The organism is Microcoleus sp. PH2017_28_MFU_U_A (assembly GCF_020738035.1).
Lineage (GTDB): Bacteria > Cyanobacteriota > Cyanobacteriia > Cyanobacteriales > Microcoleaceae > Microcoleus.
Genome location: NZ_JAEQCX010000134.1, coordinates 1 through 18,317, shown reverse-complemented (window position 1 = coordinate 18,317; position 18,317 = coordinate 1). Strand labels below are relative to the sequence as shown.

Annotated in this window: 14 protein-coding genes and 1 pseudogene; 4 read left to right on the top strand and 11 right to left on the bottom strand. The window is 46.1% G+C overall.

Going from position 1 to position 18,317, the window contains the following annotated elements:
• Positions 1–742: 742 nt before the first annotated feature.
• Positions 743–1,597, top strand: a complete 855-nt coding sequence (locus JGK14_RS29220) for a hypothetical protein (RefSeq protein ID WP_293186135.1) — start codon at positions 743–745, stop codon at positions 1,595–1,597.
• 223 nt (positions 1,598–1,820) lie between these two features.
• Here JGK14_RS29220 and JGK14_RS29215 read toward each other — a convergent pair whose 3' ends face one another.
• The 6 genes and pseudogenes from JGK14_RS29215 to metK all read right to left on the bottom strand — a co-directional run bounded on the left by JGK14_RS29215 (position 1,821) and on the right by metK (position 10,956).
• Positions 1,821–3,788, bottom strand: a complete 1,968-nt coding sequence (locus JGK14_RS29215) for a sensor histidine kinase (RefSeq protein ID WP_293186134.1) — start codon at positions 3,786–3,788, stop codon at positions 1,821–1,823.
• Positions 3,789–4,134: 346 nt separating this feature from the next.
• Positions 4,135–4,425, bottom strand: a complete 291-nt coding sequence (locus tag JGK14_RS29210) for a hypothetical protein (RefSeq protein ID WP_293186133.1) — start codon at positions 4,423–4,425, stop codon at positions 4,135–4,137.
• Positions 4,422–5,715 (bottom strand): annotated as a pseudogene (locus JGK14_RS29205) (RNA-guided endonuclease InsQ/TnpB family protein). The gene JGK14_RS29210 and the pseudogene JGK14_RS29205 overlap by 4 nt, the downstream one beginning before the upstream one ends.
• Before the next feature lie 189 nt (positions 5,716–5,904).
• Positions 5,905–7,779 (bottom strand): HEAT repeat domain-containing protein, encoded by a 1,875-nt coding sequence (locus JGK14_RS29200; protein WP_293186130.1) that lies wholly within the window; start codon positions 7,777–7,779, stop codon positions 5,905–5,907.
• Between the two features lie 335 nt (positions 7,780–8,114).
• The gene (locus JGK14_RS29195) at positions 8,115–9,281 is read right to left on the bottom strand and encodes a glycoside hydrolase family 10 protein (protein WP_293199226.1); all 1,167 of its coding nucleotides are present in this window, start codon (positions 9,279–9,281) and stop codon (positions 8,115–8,117) included.
• A gap of 412 nt (positions 9,282–9,693) precedes the next feature.
• Entirely contained in the window at positions 9,694–10,956 is a 1,263-nt protein-coding gene (metK, locus tag JGK14_RS29190) for a methionine adenosyltransferase (protein WP_293186127.1), read from the bottom strand.
• A gap of 296 nt (positions 10,957–11,252) precedes the next feature.
• Here metK and JGK14_RS29185 point away from each other — a divergent pair, with 296 nt between their 5' ends.
• The gene (locus tag JGK14_RS29185) at positions 11,253–12,977 is read left to right on the top strand and encodes an AAA-like domain-containing protein (protein ID WP_293199223.1); all 1,725 of its coding nucleotides are present in this window, start codon (positions 11,253–11,255) and stop codon (positions 12,975–12,977) included.
• Between the two features lie 197 nt (positions 12,978–13,174).
• Here JGK14_RS29185 and JGK14_RS29180 read toward each other — a convergent pair whose 3' ends face one another.
• Together JGK14_RS29180 and JGK14_RS29175 are read right to left on the bottom strand one after the other, a co-directional pair.
• The gene (locus tag JGK14_RS29180) at positions 13,175–13,522 is read right to left on the bottom strand and encodes a rhodanese-like domain-containing protein (RefSeq protein WP_293186125.1); all 348 of its coding nucleotides are present in this window, start codon (positions 13,520–13,522) and stop codon (positions 13,175–13,177) included.
• Between the two features lie 328 nt (positions 13,523–13,850).
• Positions 13,851–14,459 (bottom strand): hypothetical protein, encoded by a 609-nt coding sequence (locus JGK14_RS29175; protein WP_293208688.1) that lies wholly within the window; start codon positions 14,457–14,459, stop codon positions 13,851–13,853.
• On the opposite strand from JGK14_RS29175, the gene JGK14_RS29170 reads away from it, so the two are divergent.
• Both JGK14_RS29170 and rpsD read left to right on the top strand, forming a co-directional pair.
• Positions 14,458–14,583 carry a hypothetical protein gene (locus JGK14_RS29170; RefSeq protein ID WP_293186122.1) on the top strand — a complete coding sequence of 42 codons (126 nt, stop codon included), beginning with the start codon at positions 14,458–14,460 and terminating at the stop codon, positions 14,581–14,583. The genes JGK14_RS29175 and JGK14_RS29170 overlap by 2 nt on opposite strands.
• Positions 14,584–14,655: 72 nt before the next feature.
• Positions 14,656–15,264, top strand: a complete 609-nt coding sequence (rpsD, locus tag JGK14_RS29165; protein ID WP_293208686.1) for a 30S ribosomal protein S4 — start codon at positions 14,656–14,658, stop codon at positions 15,262–15,264.
• 594 nt (positions 15,265–15,858) lie between these two features.
• Here rpsD and JGK14_RS29160 read toward each other — a convergent pair.
• The 3 genes from JGK14_RS29160 to JGK14_RS29150 all read right to left on the bottom strand — a co-directional run bounded on the left by JGK14_RS29160 (position 15,859) and on the right by JGK14_RS29150 (position 18,263).
• Positions 15,859–17,295, bottom strand: coding sequence for an MFS transporter (locus JGK14_RS29160; protein WP_293282261.1), 1,437 nt, complete (start codon positions 17,293–17,295; stop codon positions 15,859–15,861).
• Between the two features lie 20 nt (positions 17,296–17,315).
• Positions 17,316–17,456, bottom strand: a complete 141-nt coding sequence (locus JGK14_RS29155; protein WP_293186118.1) for a hypothetical protein — start codon at positions 17,454–17,456, stop codon at positions 17,316–17,318.
• 237 nt (positions 17,457–17,693) lie between these two features.
• Positions 17,694–18,263, bottom strand: coding sequence for a hypothetical protein (locus JGK14_RS29150; protein WP_293199217.1), 570 nt, complete (start codon positions 18,261–18,263; stop codon positions 17,694–17,696).
• Positions 18,264–18,317: the final 54 nt, after the last annotated feature.

The window sequence follows — 18,317 nt, the reverse complement described above, 5'->3', positions numbered from 1 at the left end:
TCCGTTGGTGCCGCACCCTTAGAAGTATTGAAAGAGTATATTAGAAATCAAGAAAAGCCGTCCTAAAAGGACGGGGCTTGTATCCCATTTTCTTGGTCAGTGTTGGCTGCTATGTGATGTAGTAGCTATCGATCGCACCATTCGCGATCGCTGGAGAATTGAGAATCTACTGCACTGGTGTTAAATATCACCTTGAGGGAGGGGTGGCGATGATGAATGGGTAGCACTTTATAGGGCATTTTTTGGCCCTTACTGACCATAGGGGCGATCGACAACCAGAAAAAATACAGTAATCCAGAACTATAAATGATACTATAGCCAGCAGTCAAAAATCCTGTAATGTTTGTAGTGGAAATCCCGCTGCGATCGGTATTTCAGCTCCTGGGACACCGCCCCTAAATACTTGCACAAATGATTGAAGCTCGCCATACACCCATACGGTTGGGTTAAGACTGTCATGCAGTCAAAACGATGTAAAAAATAGACTCTGGGATTATTTTCCTAGCCTTTACCGAAGCGATCGCACAAGAGCGTTTGTCTCTTCCGACAACCCCTAGGCGAAGCGTATTGCGTTATACACTACCAATCCCAGATACTGAAAAATTTGGATAATTTTTTATAGTAGAACTTGACAGGACAAACCATATGCGGCATTTTGGGGTGGAATCAGGTGTTTGTGGGAGATTTCCGCGTTCAGGGTTTAAAGGTAAATCTTCAATGAATAAACTAAGGAGAGTATAGAGTGGCAAAGGCACTTGTTACGCTAGCAATAGGCAAGAACTATGAACTCATGTTCGAGAAACATTGTAGGTCTCTATGGCAGCACTATGCTGAAAAATATCAATTTGAAGTTGTTGTTTTGACACAACCGTTAGATAATTCGTCCAAGGCTCAGTCTAGAAATCCATCATGGCAAAAGTGCTTAATTTTGTCAGAACCCAGTCTTCAAAAATACGATCAAGTTGTTTGGGTCGATGCTGATATATTGATTAACCCAAACAGTCCCGATATTACCGAGGGAGTTCCACTAGAGAAGATTGGGGCAGTCGATGATTATGCAACTCCTAGTAGAGCAGATCACGAGATTTGCCTGAAAAGACTTTATGATTTTTGGTCTAAGAATGGTATCGAATACATAGACAACCTTTCTCCTACAGCTTTTTACAAAAGTTTTGGGATAGATGCAGAATTTCAATCCGTTGTACAAGCCGGAGTTATGGTGCTTTCTCCTCGTTATCATCGAGAATTGCTGGAGTATGTTTATCACTCCTATGAAGACAAAGGTTCGGGAGAATGGAACTATGAAATGCGCCCATTGAGCTATGAGATATTGATGCAGGGTATTGAGTGCTGGATTTCTCCAAAATTCAATATGCCTTGGCCTTTAATCCAGCAATTTCTGTACCCCTTTCTAAGTTCGAGAGACAACATAGTACAAAAGGGATTACAAAAAATTGGTTTAAATCCTAAGGCTTCACTAATTTCTAAATGTGTAACAACAGCATTTTTCAATAACTATTTCCTTCATTTTGCTGGAGGAACTACTGGTGACATGAAATATGTTGATACAAAAGTCACTTCAATATTTGACCTTTGATCGAGCTTTCAGAAGTTATATAGCAATTCTCAAGTGAGTCAGGTACAGATTGGCAATTGACAAAAAGTAAGACAACTGGCGAGAAACTCACGAAACTCGATCGCAGTCATACCTCATCACGCCCAGAAAAGCTACATTCAATACACCAGTCAATTCAACTGGTAGGGTGTCCAAGAGCTTGATTCTTTCCTGTTTTTCGCTTCGCACCCTACCCCTGTGTTAACTAACTATTTCCTGCTGGTATGCGTATCGTGAAAATAGACCCTTTGCCCTCTTCGCTTTCTACCAAAATCTCGCCGCCCATCATCTGACAGTAGTGGCGGCTAATTGTCAGCCCCAATCCAGTCCCACCGTACTGGCGCGCCGCCGAAGAATCAGCTTGCGCGAAGGCTTCAAACAATTTTTGCTGTTGTTGGGGAGACATTCCAATGCCGGTATCTTTAACTCGAAAGCAAATCCAATCCGATGCTTGAACATTCGCAACTGGACAAGCAATCAAACTCGATTTCGCCTCGCCCGCAACCATTAAATTTTCAACACCCGACAGATGCGCTACATTCGATTCTCCGGTTCCCTCAACACGGCTGACGCTGACTTTCACTATCCCATTTTTGGTGAACTTAGCAGCATTGTTCAGCAGGTGCAGCAGGACTTTTCGCACTTTTGCTAAATCTGCGTGCATAGTGCCAACAGTTTGACTGTCACACTCTATTTCTAAAACATTGCCATTCTGTTGTAAAGACAATTTTACCGCCATTGACATGTGATCGAGCAGGGATTCGATGTCAAACTCTTCGATGTCGAGGTTCATTCCCCCCGCTTGAATTTTTGACAAATCGAGGATGTCGTTAACCAAAGATAGCAGGTGCGTGCCTGCATTCTGAATCTTGTCTAAGTCGGTAACAAAATCTTTGTACCCGGAATCTCTGGCATCTTCTAAAAGTAGTTGACTGTAGCCGATAATCGCATTTAAAGGCGTCCGCAACTCGTGACTCATATTGGCTAAAAAGTGGCTTTTAGCAGTGGTAGCCACTAAAGCATCTTCCTTAGCTTGTGCCAATTCTTTTGTATGTTCGGAAACTCGCTCGATCAGGTGATTGAGAGATACAGCTAACGAGCTTATTTCGTCTTGTCCGCTGACGGGGGCTCGCAAATCAAAATTCGACTCGGCGGCGACTTGTTGAGCCACCTGAGTGACGCTGACGACTGGTTTGGCGATCGCCCTACTGGTGCGGCAAGCCACTATTCCAGCCAGCCCTACCGACAGCAGCATACTAATCATAATTATGCCCTTTTCGATTCCTTGGGCAGCCTGCATCACTGCACCGCCTTGGCGCTCTTGCTGCTGGGCAATATCGAGGATTTTGCTCAATTCCTGAAGGTGTCCCTCAAGCTGTTTTGCACCTTCTCCGCTTTCTGTGGCCAACAATTTTCGGATCGACTCTATCTTCCGAGGCGACAGTTGCGATTGCTGGACTTGCAGCAAAGTTGAGTTGAGAGTATCGGCGTAGGATTCTAAATTTTCCGTGCAATCTTGGAGTAAAGTTTTGAGAGCTTCCGGCTTGGCTGCGAGCCAAGCTGGTTGGCTTTCGGCAAATTTTTCGATACGCAACCGCAGGTTTTTAGCCTTAACAATACTGTTGATAAACTGCTGTTTTTGCAGTTCCAACTTAGGGGAATTGTCTACAAAAGAATCTAGCTGTGCTCCCTGCAATTGTGCCGCCAGTGCTGCATCTTTAAAGTTACCGATCAATTGTGCTTGTATGTGAGCATCATTGAGTTGTCTCAATCCTTTTTCTTGGTGGTACTCAGCGATTGTGAGTCCGCTCAGCGAGCCAACAAATCCGATTCCTATTGCTAGCAAATACCCGCCACTGATTTTTTTGTCTATGGGCAGACAGCCAAGCTTAAAAGACAAGTTTTTGGTAAGTTTCAAGGAGGGTTGTTTTGCCAGATTGTGGAGCGATGATTGTTTGGGTTCGGTTTCTACAGAAGCAAATTGTGCGGAAATAAAGGGCCACATCCGTTTACCTAAATTGCTATTTTCGGGGTTATTTGTTTGCGGTAATACAGCTTTTTCCTGCTGGCTCAATGGTTGCAAATCTGGATTTGCCTCGCCCTTGCCTTGCCAAGCACCAACCGATAAACCTACTTCGTTGCGTGTTTTTTTGAGCAAATTTGTTTTTGACATATGCAACCGCTGTATTCTGTGAAAATTTACCACGCTCGTAAGTTCTCCAAAGGGAAAAGCTTGTGTGTTTTCCAGTAGACATCTGCGAAAAAGTATCTGAAACTCTTGTCGAGTCAGGGCAGAAGCTTAAATTCGGTTGATGTCTAATAGATAATTAGGCTGTTGATGGCTGTTGCCAAATTACTTTTTCGACTGGTAAAAGTCTCCAGCAGGCAAAAAAAGAAAGATTTATCCCGGCAGTGAATTATTGCCACATGAATTTTTACAGGCAGAAAATTCTGTCTGATGCGTTTTGCCTGTGAGTAGCCCAAAGCTGATATTGTCTCTTGACAATGCACCCGATTCCTCAGCTTTGGGGTGTTGCTACCAGCAATGCGACGATTGCTTGACGGTTTTTGTTGCGTATCCGACTAATACATACCACAGAATGTGACAAATGTGGCTGCCGATCGCGCTTCTGCACTAAGAGCGATCGACTTTTGGCATCGCTGCCCCGCAAGTCGTGTAAATCGAGTATAACTTTAGGGCTTACGAAAAGAAACCGCGTTTCTACGGTTAACTGTTGCACTTGCGAGTTCTCTCTGTGCCGACAGTTAATTCGATCGCTCCTATTAATAGCTGGTAAAAGTATAGTCATTTATAGACATGGGAGGCTTCAATTCCCTCCCCCTTCACTTTTACTTTGAGCGGATTAACCCGCCTCGGCTGAACTACGCCCACGACGTATCCCATCGCCGAACGCATTTGGGATTGCTTTTCTGAGAATGTTAAAAGAACCGTTCACGTCAGAATTAATTAACTGACCAGTCGATGTTTTGTACAAACCTCGTTTAATCCGTTTTCCGGTAAATACAGGTTCTGTTTTTGTTTTTCCGTAAACAGGAATTGGATCTAAGCCCAAGAAATTGGCTTTGGAGGTAAAAGATTCCTCCTGTACGATTACCTTGATTCCAACTAAAAAAGCTTTGTATTCCAGCATCTCAATTAATCGAGCGTGAGGAATGCTGACAAAGTTTTGGTTAGTTTGCTTCCCCATATTGATCTCGGTTTTCCACTGTGCATTCTTGCCAATTACTAGCGTCCCAATTTGTTGTGCGACCAGAATATCGACAATCGTGCGACTTGTATGATGCAAGTAATTGTCTACTTTTTGATTGCGGCAGCGAGTTAAGCGTTGAATGCGTGACGATGTTTGGCGCCTCCCTTTCAATTGGGATTGCAATTGTGCTTTACGCTTGTTATAGAACTGGTTAATCGATTTCAATGGTCGTCCATTAATCAACAGTGGGATCAAACCCGGTTGATTTGAAGTTAACGCCACCAAATTATTCAGTCCTAAATCAATACTAGCTACAAAATTGTTATTTTTAGCGGTGGACTCCGGTTCACTTCGACTACGCTCAGTACAAGCATTGTAAATCACCTCAATTACATAAGAATCGCATTTTGGAACCAACCTAACTTGACAAATCCGGTCAGGATTGACTTTAGTTTTAATTGAAAATTCAGTACCAGAAAGTTTGACAATTCCGTTTCTCAACTGTTTACTGCTAATCGCCTGAATCGTGTAAATAAGGATATTTCGACCTTTAACCTTGTCCTTGTATTTAGGTAACTTTGGACGACCCGTAAATTTTAAAGAGTCAGCTTTGTAAGCTTTGACGGCTTCAAAAAACGATTTCCAATTCTGATCTAGCACCATCAATATTTGCTGACTTACTTTAGCAGGCAAAGCCTTGTATGCGACCTGAGACTTCATCAATCGGTTCATCTCGTTGTAATTGACGTAGCCCCATCCATAAATCAAGTTCTGACGAATGACATAATTGGCGGCATTGTACAGATTTTTGGACTTGAATGCTAGTTGGTCAATCTCGACAAAACGAGGTTCCGTTGATTTAATGATATGCCTTTCTGCTAATTGCATTTGAGACTTCCGTTCTTTGGGCTATGCGTATTCCTTGTTAAACACTCTCAACAATATAATACCATTATTGTTTATAATTGCTTATAAACTCAATGAAGTTTTACAATACCAGTTCAAAAAAATAATGCAACGTTAAGCAAGCTTCAAACCCTTAGAAAATAAGTTATTCCCAAATCTAAAATCTAAAATCTAAAATCTAAAATCGGATAACTTCCCATTTCTACCCAAAGCTTCATCGGCCAATTGCACAATCCAGCGATTTGGCCTGGCTTGGGCTCTGGCGGCAAGCACCACGGCCCAAGCTTCCCGTTCTTTGCCCCGGCCCAACAGGGCAGCACAAACAGTCAAAGCTGCGGCTGTTGAACGGCTGATGCCACTTTGACAGCAGACGAGCAATTTGCCGGGGTGCGCCGATATTTGGCGGGCGAAGTCAATAATTTGGAGTACGTCATCAATTGTAGCCAAGACGCGATCGGGGTCGTCAACGGGGGTTTCGAGGTCGTTAAATTCTAACCGCAATCGGTTAGGGACTTTGTGAAAAGTTTTGGGATCTGGTACGCCCGGAGTGCCGATCGAGATTAAGTATTGGAGATTCCGGCCCGCAGGGCGATCGATAATATATTCGGTGGCTTCTGCTTCCGAAGCAATCTGGATTTGCGACAGTTTTTCACCCGAGACATCCGTAGCAGATTCCTGCTCAAAATAAACTGTTTTTACCTCAGCGCCGACATCCGGCAAATATTGGGCGGCGAGGGCGCGAACGTCAGCAAATTGGCGTTTTAAAGCTGCTTCCAGAGCCAAAAGAGCAGCACGAGAGCCAATTTGACCGAGGGATTTAACAGCCTTTTGGCGCACTCCAGAGGTTTCGTCTTCCAGCAGTCGCACCAAACCTGCTACAGCCTCGTCTGTCCCAATCTGCCCCAAAGCATCAGCAACTCTCCACCGCACATAGGATTCGCTGTCGCCTAGGGCGATCGCCAGTCCCGCAGCCACCATTTTTTGCAAGTTAGCATCTCCGGCTATATTGATGTTCCCGAGTGCAACAGCCGCCCTGCCGCGCACGAAAATGTCTCGATCCGAGAGCGATCGCATTACCGCCACCGCAGCCACCTCGCTGCTGATTTCCCCCAAGGCAGAAACTGCACTGCCGCGCACATCTGAGTCCTCGTGGTTGAGGGCTTGCAGCAGCCCGGCCACAGCCGTTTCGGTCCCGATTTGTCCCAAAGCCTCGGCGGCCCTCAAAGAAACGGCATAGGAGTCGGGTTCGTGAAGCAATTCTACTAAGCGGGGTACTGCGTCGCGATCGCCAATTTTCCCCAAAGCCGCGGCCGCCCTAGCACGGACGAGGTGATTTTCGTCTCTGAGGGCATTCAGCAGCCCCGGAACTACCTCAGCCACGCCGATTTTCCCGCAGTTTACGGCGGCCCGCCAGCGCACCTCTGAGTCTTGATGTTTCAAGGCTTTGATCGTGGTGGGGACGGCTATTTTGGGGTTAATTTTACCCAAGGCCCAAACCGCCCAGGCGCGCACTCCGGCGGCTTTGTGGTTGAGGGCTTCGATCAGTGCTGCGGCTGCTGGTTTCGAGTCAATTTCTCCTAGGGCCCAAGCGGCCCAAGCTTGCGCTTGGGAATCGGCAGATTCGAGCACCCGCGCTAATTCAATTACTGCCGCCCTAGAGCCAATGAGGCCGATCGCCCGAATGCAATGAAGGCGCACGGCACGGTCTTTGTGGTTCAATGCTTTGACAAGCATTGGAATTGCCATATCGGAACTTGTTAGTGCCAGCAGTTGAATTTTGAGCGGCAGCGAAGTTTTAATTTTTACGATTAATCTTACTGTTTTTAGTTGAAACTCCGGCTTTACCATTCCTGCTAGCTTCGAGCCGAGTTTTAAATTTACTTTTAGGGCTAATTTTACTGCGCGCAAAGCCTGGCTTTGCTGTTCTACTTGCGGCAATATTGTCGCCAAGGTGTGCATCCCTTGTTTTTGTTTCAAATATTTTTGGTTGAATTCAGCATCGCTGAGCTCTGGTAGCTGTTGGATGAGGGTTGCTACTGAGTTCATTCATTTATCCTCATATTTTGGCGATCGTTTGAGATTGCTCTTTTTAAACTCGGTTTCTTTAAGAAAATACGCCTGCACCTACAAAACTCAACTGATAAAAAAACTTGCACCACTTATAAAATATGTCCGATTAGACTATTTTAACAACTCCCCAAAGATTGATTATCTGTTTTTTGGGCGATCGGCTTAACCATTAGTAGCGCTTGCTGCTTGGCATCGATGCACTGTTTGCTAGACTTGCTCTGCGCTATATCATTTTATACCAAGTTGGCTTGAGATATCGATCGACTCCGTTGAACGCAACAAACCGGAAACAGCCCGATTCCGGGAGAGTGTCAACCGTAGGGCCCATTTTTCAAAGCCTCAGCCAAAGCATTATCGTTATCCCGCAAACCTTCGTAAAAAAACAGCACTTCTCCTGGAACGCCGCGAGCACGGTTGTAAGCAATTACTTGCAACAACAGCTCCGGATTCATGCTATAATTGCTCCCTCGATTCGCCAACAGGATACCGGGAGACACACAGGACACTTGCTCGCAGGTAAGTTGTCGATCGATCAGTCGATCGAGCAATTGTTTGTAACCGTTAAAATCGCGGCGATAAAACTGCGGGTGAAGCATATCAACCAACTTTTTGTCAACCCAAGCTTGAGAATCTTGCAAATATTCTACGAATCCCCAGTCATAGGGGCTCGGCGACATTGACAGCAACAAATCTGGATTAATCGCCTTCAATTCTCGGTGCAAGCGAGCGACAAAATCAGTAATTATATCAGCGCGCCAGTGCAGCCAATGTTGCTCTCTACAATTATGTGGCGCTTCTCTCCCGCACTCTTGGCGGTAGCGTTTAACCGTTTTTTCATCATAACCGCCTTCACAGGGTAGTGCAATGCGATCGTCTCCTTGAACGCCATGTACCGGATAATTCCTCGCAACTTCCAGCATCAACCCCAGCAAAAAATCTTGCACTTCCGGGTCAAGAGAATTCATCCATTCAAACTTATTTTTCTTAAGTAAATTGCCATTACAATCGCGCGCCGCCCATTCCGGTTTCTTCGCCAGCAAATGACCGCCGTTGAGATTGTAAGAACTCACAAATCCGTATTCAAACCAAGGAATAACTTTTAAACCAACTCTATTAGCCTCAACAATTAATTCTCCCAAAGGGTCGCGTCCTTGATAGCGCGCGTCAATTTCAACCCCAAATTGTTCGCGCATTATTTGAGAAGGATAAGCCGTAAAACCCCGGTTCCAAACTACAGGAAATACTGTATTAAATCCCGTATCTGCAAGAAAATTCATTGCCTCAGCAATCCGCTGTTTTGAGGTGAGAACTTTGCAGTCAGTGCTGGGTATCCAAACGCCGCGCATTCCAGTATTGTCGGCCACCAACGAACTCGGCATTGCTGCTGGATTTGGTGATAAAAATTTACCAGCAAATCGCTGTTTTAGATCCGAACCAAATCTGCGAATTGTTGACTGGAAAGAAGGAAAAAATGGCATTAGGTATGTTGTTGCGCTTCAGCGCTCTTACATATACTAAGGAGGCGTGTAAAAATAACTCGATCGAGTGCATTGCTAAACCGTATCTAATTTAAAGGCTTCAATTAAAAAGTTACACAACTTATTTTTACATGATTCCTAAGAGCGCCCAAGCGCAACTACGTACCTTTTAGTGTGCAAGCCATTAGCCGATCGCCTATACAGAAAAAAACGCACTGCTGACGAACCCTAGGGAACTTATATCATCACTCCTCGACCCAACTGGCACTCTGATAGAGGTTCATTTTTAATTAGGTATGTTGTTGCGCTTGGGCGCTCTTAATACTAAGAGTGCCCAAGCGCAACTACGTACCTTTTGTTAATTACCCATAATCAAGCAATAAGGGCGCGGAGGGCGCGCCCCAACATTCTACTATACAGCTACTCCAGACAACTGCTGGCTCAAAGCTGATTTCAAAAGCTCTGCCTTATCAGTTTGCTCCCAAGGTAACTCTAGATCCGTGCGTCCGAAGTGACCGTAAGCCGCTACATCTTGGTAGAAACGACCGCCTCTTTCCGCAGGCAAATTCTGCAAGTTAAAGGTCTGAATGATGCCCGCAGGACGCAGTTCAAAATGCTGCTTCACAACTTCCAAAAGGCGATCGTCATCAACTTTACCAGTGCCAAAAGTTTCGATCATCATGCTAACAGGGCGTGCTACGCCGATCGCATAACTCAACTGCACTTCGCACTTTTCTGCCAAACCGGCCGCCACAATATTTTTAGCAACATAGCGACAAGCATAGGCCGCGCTGCGGTCTACCTTCGTGGGGTCTTTCCCTGAAAAAGCACCGCCACCGTGACGGGAATAGCCGCCGTAGGTATCCACAATAATTTTGCGGCCAGTCAAACCCGAATCTCCTTGAGGCCCGCCGACGACAAATTTGCCAGTGGGGTTGACAAGGAAGCGAGTTTCTGCATCCGGCTTGATGCTAATATCGGCAAACACGGGTTGGACAACAGCAGTCCAAAGATCTGCTTTAATCTTGGCTTGAACCGCGGCTGTTTCGGTGATATCGTCGATCGCCTCAGTGTGCTGGGTAGAAATTAAGATCGTATCAATACCAACAGGTTTCCCGTCTTCGTAAGTTACGGTAACTTGGCTTTTACCGTCCGGACGCAGGTAAGGCAATTGACCTGTTTTGCGGACTGCGGCCAGTTGACGGCAAATCCGGTGCGCTAAACTAATCGGTAAAGGCATCAATTCCGGCGTTTCGTTGCAAGCAAAACCGAACATCAAGCCTTGGTCGCCAGCGCCGATCGCATCCAACTCCTCTTCACTGGACTGTTCGCGACTTTCGTGGGCTGTATTCACCCCTTGAGCAATATCGGGAGATTGAGAGTCCAAAGCCACCAAAACCGAGCAGCTATTGGCAGAAAATCCGTTATCAGCGTGGATGTAGCCAATATCGGCTATTTTTTTCCGCGCCAATTCTATGTAATTTACCTGAGCTTTGGTGGTAATTTCGCCCGTCAGCAGCATCAAACCCGTGTTGACGACAACTTCGGCTGCGACGCGACTTTTAGGGTCTTCGGTCAGCAAGGCATCTAAGATAGTGTCTGAAATTTGATCGCAGATTTTATCGGGATGGCCTTCAGTGACCGATTCAGAGGTAAACAGGTAGCGGCGTGACAATGATTATTTCTCCTATTCGTGCGAATCTGCTTGACATTGGCGACAGACGACTGACTTTTCAGGTAGAGGCGCAGAATCATCGCGTCTCGGTCGCCAGAAAATTTGTGTCGGTCTGGTGCGAGTTTAGGCAGGGTTTGAGATTAGCTAAAGTGACACTACTATAGCAAAGTCAGTTCCGGGAAGTGCTGAAAAACTTACATTTTGTCGGATTGTCAATAAGTCTTTGACACCGATCCTCTGCCCCCCTAATCTGACAAAGGTAAGATACAGTCAGGGTATCGCCTCGCGGATGCACTATGGCAGGAATCCCAAAATCACCAAATTTAATCCAAACGGTTGCAGACCTAGAATTTCCTGGGGGCCCAATACCGCTTGACTCTCGATTTTATATCGATCGATCGCCCGTCGAAGCCCGAGCTTGTGCAGAAATTAGCAAGCCAGGGAGTCTGATTCGGATTAAAGCTCCCAGAAAAATGGGCAAAAGTTCGCTGATGCTGCGGATAATTCAAGCTGCGGTCGATCGCGGATACCGCACAGTCACTGTAGACTTTCAGCAAGCTGACGAAGCAGTTTTTGCTACCTTAGATAAATTTTTGCGCTGGCTGTGTGTCAATGTCGCTCGCCAACTCAAACTCGAACCAAATCTCGATGAAATTTGGGATGAAGATATGGGCAGCAAAGTAAGCTGCTCTCTTTACTTTGAGAACTATTTGCTCGAACAAATTGACAGTCCCCTAGTCTTGGTACTCAACGAAGTCAACCGAGTATTTGAACGCGCCAATATCGCTCAAGAATTCCTGCCGCTGCTCCGTTTTTGGTACGAACAAGCGCGACAGAGCGAAACCTGGGAAAAACTGCGAATCGCGGTCATTCACTCGACAGAAATTTATATTGCTTTGAGTCTCAATCAATCTCCATTCAATGTAGGGCTGCCGATTAAACTCTCAGAATTTAGTGCCGAACAAGTCCAAGAGTTGGCGCGCCGCCACGGACTGAACTGGAACGACAGCTATCCCGTCGAGCAATTAATGCAAATGGTAGGCGGTCATCCTTATTTAGTGCATTTAGCGCTTTATCACCTGGCAATTTTACAGCAAAACCGCCTGTCGGTTGGGGAGAATGAGTCTGGGGAGGAGCTGGGGCGAGCCGAGTTGGAAGAACTATTAAAAGCAGCTCCTACTCAAAGCGGAATTTATAGCGACTACTTGCGGAATCAGTCGATCGCCATTCAGCAGCAGCCAGAACTCGCCTGGGCATTCCAACAGGTTCTTGATGTTAAAAATAGCATTCACCTCGAACCTTTAATGGCCTATCAGTTAGATAGCATGGGACTTGTCAAATTAGCGGGCAATAACTGTAGTTTATCTTGCGAATTATATCGGCTGTATTTTCAAGAGCAAAATTTATGCGAGGACGGTTTCTCGGCTGTAGGTTTTGAGGAGTTGCAGCAAGAAAATGAAAGACTGCTAGCTTTGGTTAATGTGGACGAACTTACCCAAATTGGCAACAGACGACATTTTGACAGTTGCTTGCGAGCGGAATGGAAACATAATGCTCGCGATGAGTCTCCGATATCTTTAATTTTGTGCGACATCGATTATTTCAAAATTTATAACGATACCTACGGACATCAAGCTGGAGATAGTTGTTTGCGATCGGTAGCTCAGGCAATTCGCCGATCGCTCCAGCGTCCTGCTGATGTAGCTGCTCGCTACGGCGGTGAGGAATTTGCGATCGTTTTACCTCAAACAGATGCAGCGGGCGCTCTGCTGGTTGCCGAACGCATTAGAGCGAAAGTTAAAGCTTTGAATATTGTTTTTAACCCGGAGAGTGTTGAATGTTTGCCTAATTCTGTGGTGACAATTAGTTTGGGAATTGCTAGCGTTGTTCCCGGCCCGGAAAATGATGCAGCAACGCTGGTACTGGCGGCTGATGAGGCTCTTTATGACTCAAAAAGGCACGGGCGCGATCGGCTCACTATGAGCACGCTGTTAAATTTTCGATTTGCTGCTGTTAATTAGGATTCAGATCCTGTCAGCCCAAACCCGATAATAAACAAAGGTTCGTAGTGAGGACTTTAGTCCGCATCCGGTTCGTAGTGAGGACTTTAGTCCGCATCCGGTTCGTAGTGAGGACTTTAGTCCGCATCCGGTTCGTAGTGAGGACTTGCATTCCGAACGATAGAACCTATATTGCGGTAGTTGGAGCGGGCATCAGATTAATAGCGCGGCACAGTGCGATCGACCAATATTGAGTAAGCATCGATGCCACCAACGATATTTTTAACGTTGTTAAAGCCTCGATCGCTCAACCAGTGACACATTTGAGCCGATCGCACTCCGTGGTGGCACAGCACCAGGGTTTCTGTGTCGCGATTTAGTCGATCGTCAATATCACCACACCATTGGGCAAACTCGCTCAGCGGAAAAGCCACAAATCCCGGCAGCGCTGCGAGTTCAATTTCGTAAGGTTCGCGCACGTCTACAAGCTGCAATTTATCAGCATTGGTTTCTGCTAATTTGCAACCTAATTCTTCGACTGTAATTTGACCAAAAACTTCTGACATTTGATTATAAAAAAGAAGGAAGAAGGAAGAAGGAAGAGGGAAGAATTACAAAGGTACGTAGTTGCGCTTCAGCGCTCTTTGTTTATATAAACAAGAGCGAAGAATTACAAACAGTCCTGGAAGTAATTGTCACATCAAAGGTATGTAGTTGCGCTTCAGCGCTCTTTGTTATATATAAGACAAGAGCGAAGAATTACAAACAGTCCTGGAAGTAATTGTCACATCAAAGGTATGTAGTTGCGCTTCAGCGCTCTTCGTTATATATAAGATAAGAGCGCTGAAGCGCAACTACGTACCTAATTACCATTTCCCAACTACCCATAACTAATTAATTGAGTCGCGAAGGCGGTGGAATTAGCTCCGTAGGAGGTGTCGGTGCAGGACGCCCGTCCAACTGACTCACTGTGCCCCTGGGATCGAGACAAGTGGCAACTAACCTGTCCGTGGGAAAGTCGAGCCTGCCGCTCAACCCGACTACGCATTCAGCAAATAGTTCTGGCAATAAACTGCGGCGGCACCCATCAAGAACTAACAGGGCAGCAGCAGGTTGAGTTTTAGTTTTGCTATTAATATTCACCACGCAAGTAGTTAATTCGTCGGGGCGCCTCACCCGCCGACAACTAGAGAGCGCTTCGAGACCAGAAATATTGGTTTTGCGGCTGATTTGGAGGGCGCATCTGGATATGTCGCGGGGGTGGAGCGCGTCGGCACAAGCTGCTGCTGCTTCCTCGGCACCGATTCCCGCTTCGATTAGTTCCTTAGCGCAGACGCGATAGGGATTTTGAGTTCGGGGGAATCTCAGGGTGATGGCTGATGCTGGCGAGATTGGCAGTGCTGCTGTCAACAAACTCAGCGCGACTAAGGGAGTGCCGAGAGCCAACATCCAGCGCGGTGCTGGCTTTGGGGAAGCAGTGCGGAAAAAATTGGGGTTTTGCATGGCAGCTCGGTTTGTGAGTTTTTTGGGCTGGTTGGGTCGATCGCTCGATCGGCTTTTACTTCAAAATTTACCGCACATTACGGATGGCTGCGGTCGATCGATTTTTTTTATCGATTTTTGTTAGAATTTTCACCCTTATCAACATATAATATAGAGTCTGCATAAAATTGCATACAGAGATTAGAGAGGAAAATAAATGTCTCGATATCGAGGCCCCCGATTAAGAATCGTCCGTCGCCTGAAAGAGTTGCCGGGTCTAACCCGCAAAACTCCCAGACGGGATTATCCGCCTGGGCAGCACGGTCAAAACCGCAAAAAGCTCTCTGAGTACGCGGTTCGCTTACAAGAAAAGCAAAAACTACGTTTCAATTACGGTGTGACGGAACGCCAATTGCTCCGTTATGTCCGCAAAGCCCGCCGTGTGACGGGTTCCACAGGTCAAGTGTTACTGCAATTTTTGGAAATGCGCTTGGACAATACTGTGTTTCGGATGGGAATGGCTCCAACCATTCCGTCCGCTAGACAATTGGTAAATCACGGTCACATTACTGTGAACGATCGTGAAGTCAACATCGCTAGCTATCAGTGCAAGCCTGGTGAAGTGATTGCAGTCAAAAATAGAGAACGCTCTCGCACAATGGTTGAAGCTAATCTCAAAGACCCAGGCTTGGCTCACTTGCCCAGTCACTTGGAATTTGACAAGCAAAAACTGGTTGGCAAAGTTAACGGCGTTGTCGAACGTGAGTGGATTGCTCTTCAGATTAATGAACTGCTAGTGGTTGAATACTACTCGCGTCAAGCTTAATTTATTAGTCATGTTTTGCGAGCGTCCCCGCTCGCGAACCTCCAACGTCATCAGTTACTTGCTAGCAAAAAATTAATAATTGGGTTCGTCTCTAGTTATTAGTTAATTGTTACTGAATACTGAGGGTTAAGGACTGAGGACTAATTTTTTACGAATAAACGGCTATGCTGAAGGCTGAAAAAAGCTTTGTAACGGTCAATAATTAACTTTTAACAGTTAATTGTTGGCCGTTATATTATTTATGTCCGGTCAATCGATTTTAGATTTTAGATTTTAGATTTTAGAGGCGACCCCACCGATAAATTCGGGGGAAGAGAGGATTTTCGATTTTCGATTTGGGATTGATTCCACGGATAAATCACGTGGCGGGTACCACATGCAGAAATTCGCTTGTCAATGCCCGGAATCTGTAACGGTTTGTAGTAAGGACTTTAGTCCTAATAATGATGCGGACTAAAGTCCGAACGATCAAACCAGTTAGTCGTAATAATGATGCGGACTAAAGTCCGAACGATCAAACTGGTTAGTTATAGTAATGATGCGGGCTGAAGTCCGAACGATCAAACCGGACGATCGTTCTCGGAGGACATTATATTAATCGTTGAATTTGAACCGTAGAAAAGTTGGGACGATCGCCCTTAGCGACAAACTACGCGGTTCTCGAACCAAAATTAAAGGCAGCAAGCCCACCAGCCTCACAGCAGCCGAAAGGGCAAACAGTGCGCCCAAACTCATGCCCGGAAGTTCGGCAAGAAAGCCGCCGGCGGTAGTTCCCAAAGCCCCAGTTACTCCCGAAACTGCTGCGGCGATCGCAAAATAAGTCGATGGTTGTTCGATCGGCGCTATCTCCATTTGAATATTGTTCGTACACAGCCCGATCGCCCCTATAGTCGTTCCCCCGAGCAAGTGCAGCAGCGGCAACCACACCCACACCGCAAACGGGTAATTGCCCGTACCCAACCACAGCAAAGGCGTCACCGCTACCACCAGCCCCACCGCAATTAGCAAGGGGCGATTTCCCCAGCGATCGGCCAACTTGCCCCAAAACATCAACAGCAGCAGGTTTGCCCCGGAACTCAAGCTGTTGTAAACCGTTACCAAACTGACATCCAAGCTTAAATCTTTTAGCAGGTAGATATTAAAAAAAGGCGCGCTGAGATTAACTGCAAACGTCCACACGCTAAAGTAAATCAAAAACATTAAAAAATTAGAATTTTTCAGCACCGAAGGCACAAAATCTGTTATAATTTTTTCTTTTTTGTCGGGAACTCGATCGCTCTCTGCATCTTTTGGGTATGCCTGCGGGTTCACATCCACCATGAAGAATTGATACCCCAAACTAATCATTCCCGCCACAACACCCAAAAATAAAACCACACCGTAGCCCAAAATTGGATCTGCGCCCCAAGTTGACATCAACAGTCCCATCAGTGGCACTCCTAGCAAAGTAACTAAGCTAGTAGCACTGTTGCGAAATCCAAAATAGCGTCCCCGCAAACGGTGAGGAACCACCGCAGCCATCCAACTAAACCAATTAGAAGTAGCAAAAGCTGCCAGCACGCTAGCGGCGATGACAGTGACCAGAGTCCACTGGAGCAATTGTTGGGGATCTGCGTGCTGTCGGCCCCAAACAATTGCGATGACGAGCACTAGCCACAGCAGCCGCGACACGCCGAATATTCCTAGGTTGTACCAGTGGCGGCTGGTTGTGCGATCGGCGATGTATGCTCCTAATGGTTGCAGGAGATTTACCAGCATCGGAATAGCAGATAATATACCTATTTCCACGCTGCTCGCGCCGACTTGCAGCAAGAAGTTGCTCAGCAGCAGACCGGTAGTCGCCGACTCGAAGACAGCGGCAAAAACTCCCTCTATAGTTGAGGCTTTGAGGGTGGCTCGAATGTCTTGTTTAGAAATTTTGAGAGCTGTTTTTGGAGGTAGAACGAGCGGAGATATTGTCTTTTCTAGTATTTCAGGAGTCTGAAGACAGAGAGGTTCATTTAACTCTGCAACTGGTTCAACCATAGTCATAGGATTTTAGATTTTAGATTTTAGATTTTAGATTTTAGAATTGCAAAATCCTTGCTCTGTAAAGGTTTTGGGCTTGATTCTGATGAAATTATTTTGATACCAGAAAGAATTGGTTGAAAGCGCCAAGCGCGATCGGGAGAAATTAAAATCAGACGATTCATTACTCCAATCCTCTTCCTTCCAGGTAGAGGTCGCTCTGAAACTGTCAACTGTCAACTGTCAACTGTCAACTGTCAACTGAAGCCCTGGCGTCCAGACAATTTAATCTTTCTGCTGGGAATTGCTGAGTTCACGTAGTAAGATAAAGCCAGCCGCGCTTTCAAGATGTTAGCTTGAAAGCTAGACTGGCACTTCCGGGTAATTGTTATGAATATAGATGACAATCGATCCCTGGGACATCAACCGGTTGGAAGATATAATTTTGCAAATTGTAAAAAAGTAGGTTTTACCGCTTCACAAGGAAGCGATCGCAACATTTTGTCTGTCAAAAATTGCTCGAATTCCCCCTCGAACAAGTCGCCCCAAGGGCCAAAACAAGTTTCGCGCGAGATCCTCCACTCGGCTCTCAAACCTATATAGGTGGCTAAATCTATAGAATCAAAGACGATCGACTTGCCGAGTATAGCTGCTAACTCCAGCCCTCGGGCCAGCACGGCTATTCCATCTGGGGCGACAACATCCACTTGCTGCATATCCACAACAACTCTCAGAGCGGCCATTTCCAAAGCTTGCTCCAAATTAATTTGGAAATCTAGGACAGCGATGCCACCGAGACAGCCCTTGGGTTGCAAAACAATGGTGTGGGATGCGGTGGTTTCGGGAGCGAGTTGAGCCGTTAAATCCGAAACAAATGACGGCATGATGGTAGTGGCGGTCATTATCTCTGTTCCCCCTCGGAGGCGATCGCCATAGCTGTACTCAGCACGGGGTTTGAAACTGTAACTTAATTTATGGACAAAGCTACCCATCCTTGACTATTTGGGTAGCTTTGTCCGCAACTCGGGCGATCGCACGAGACTATT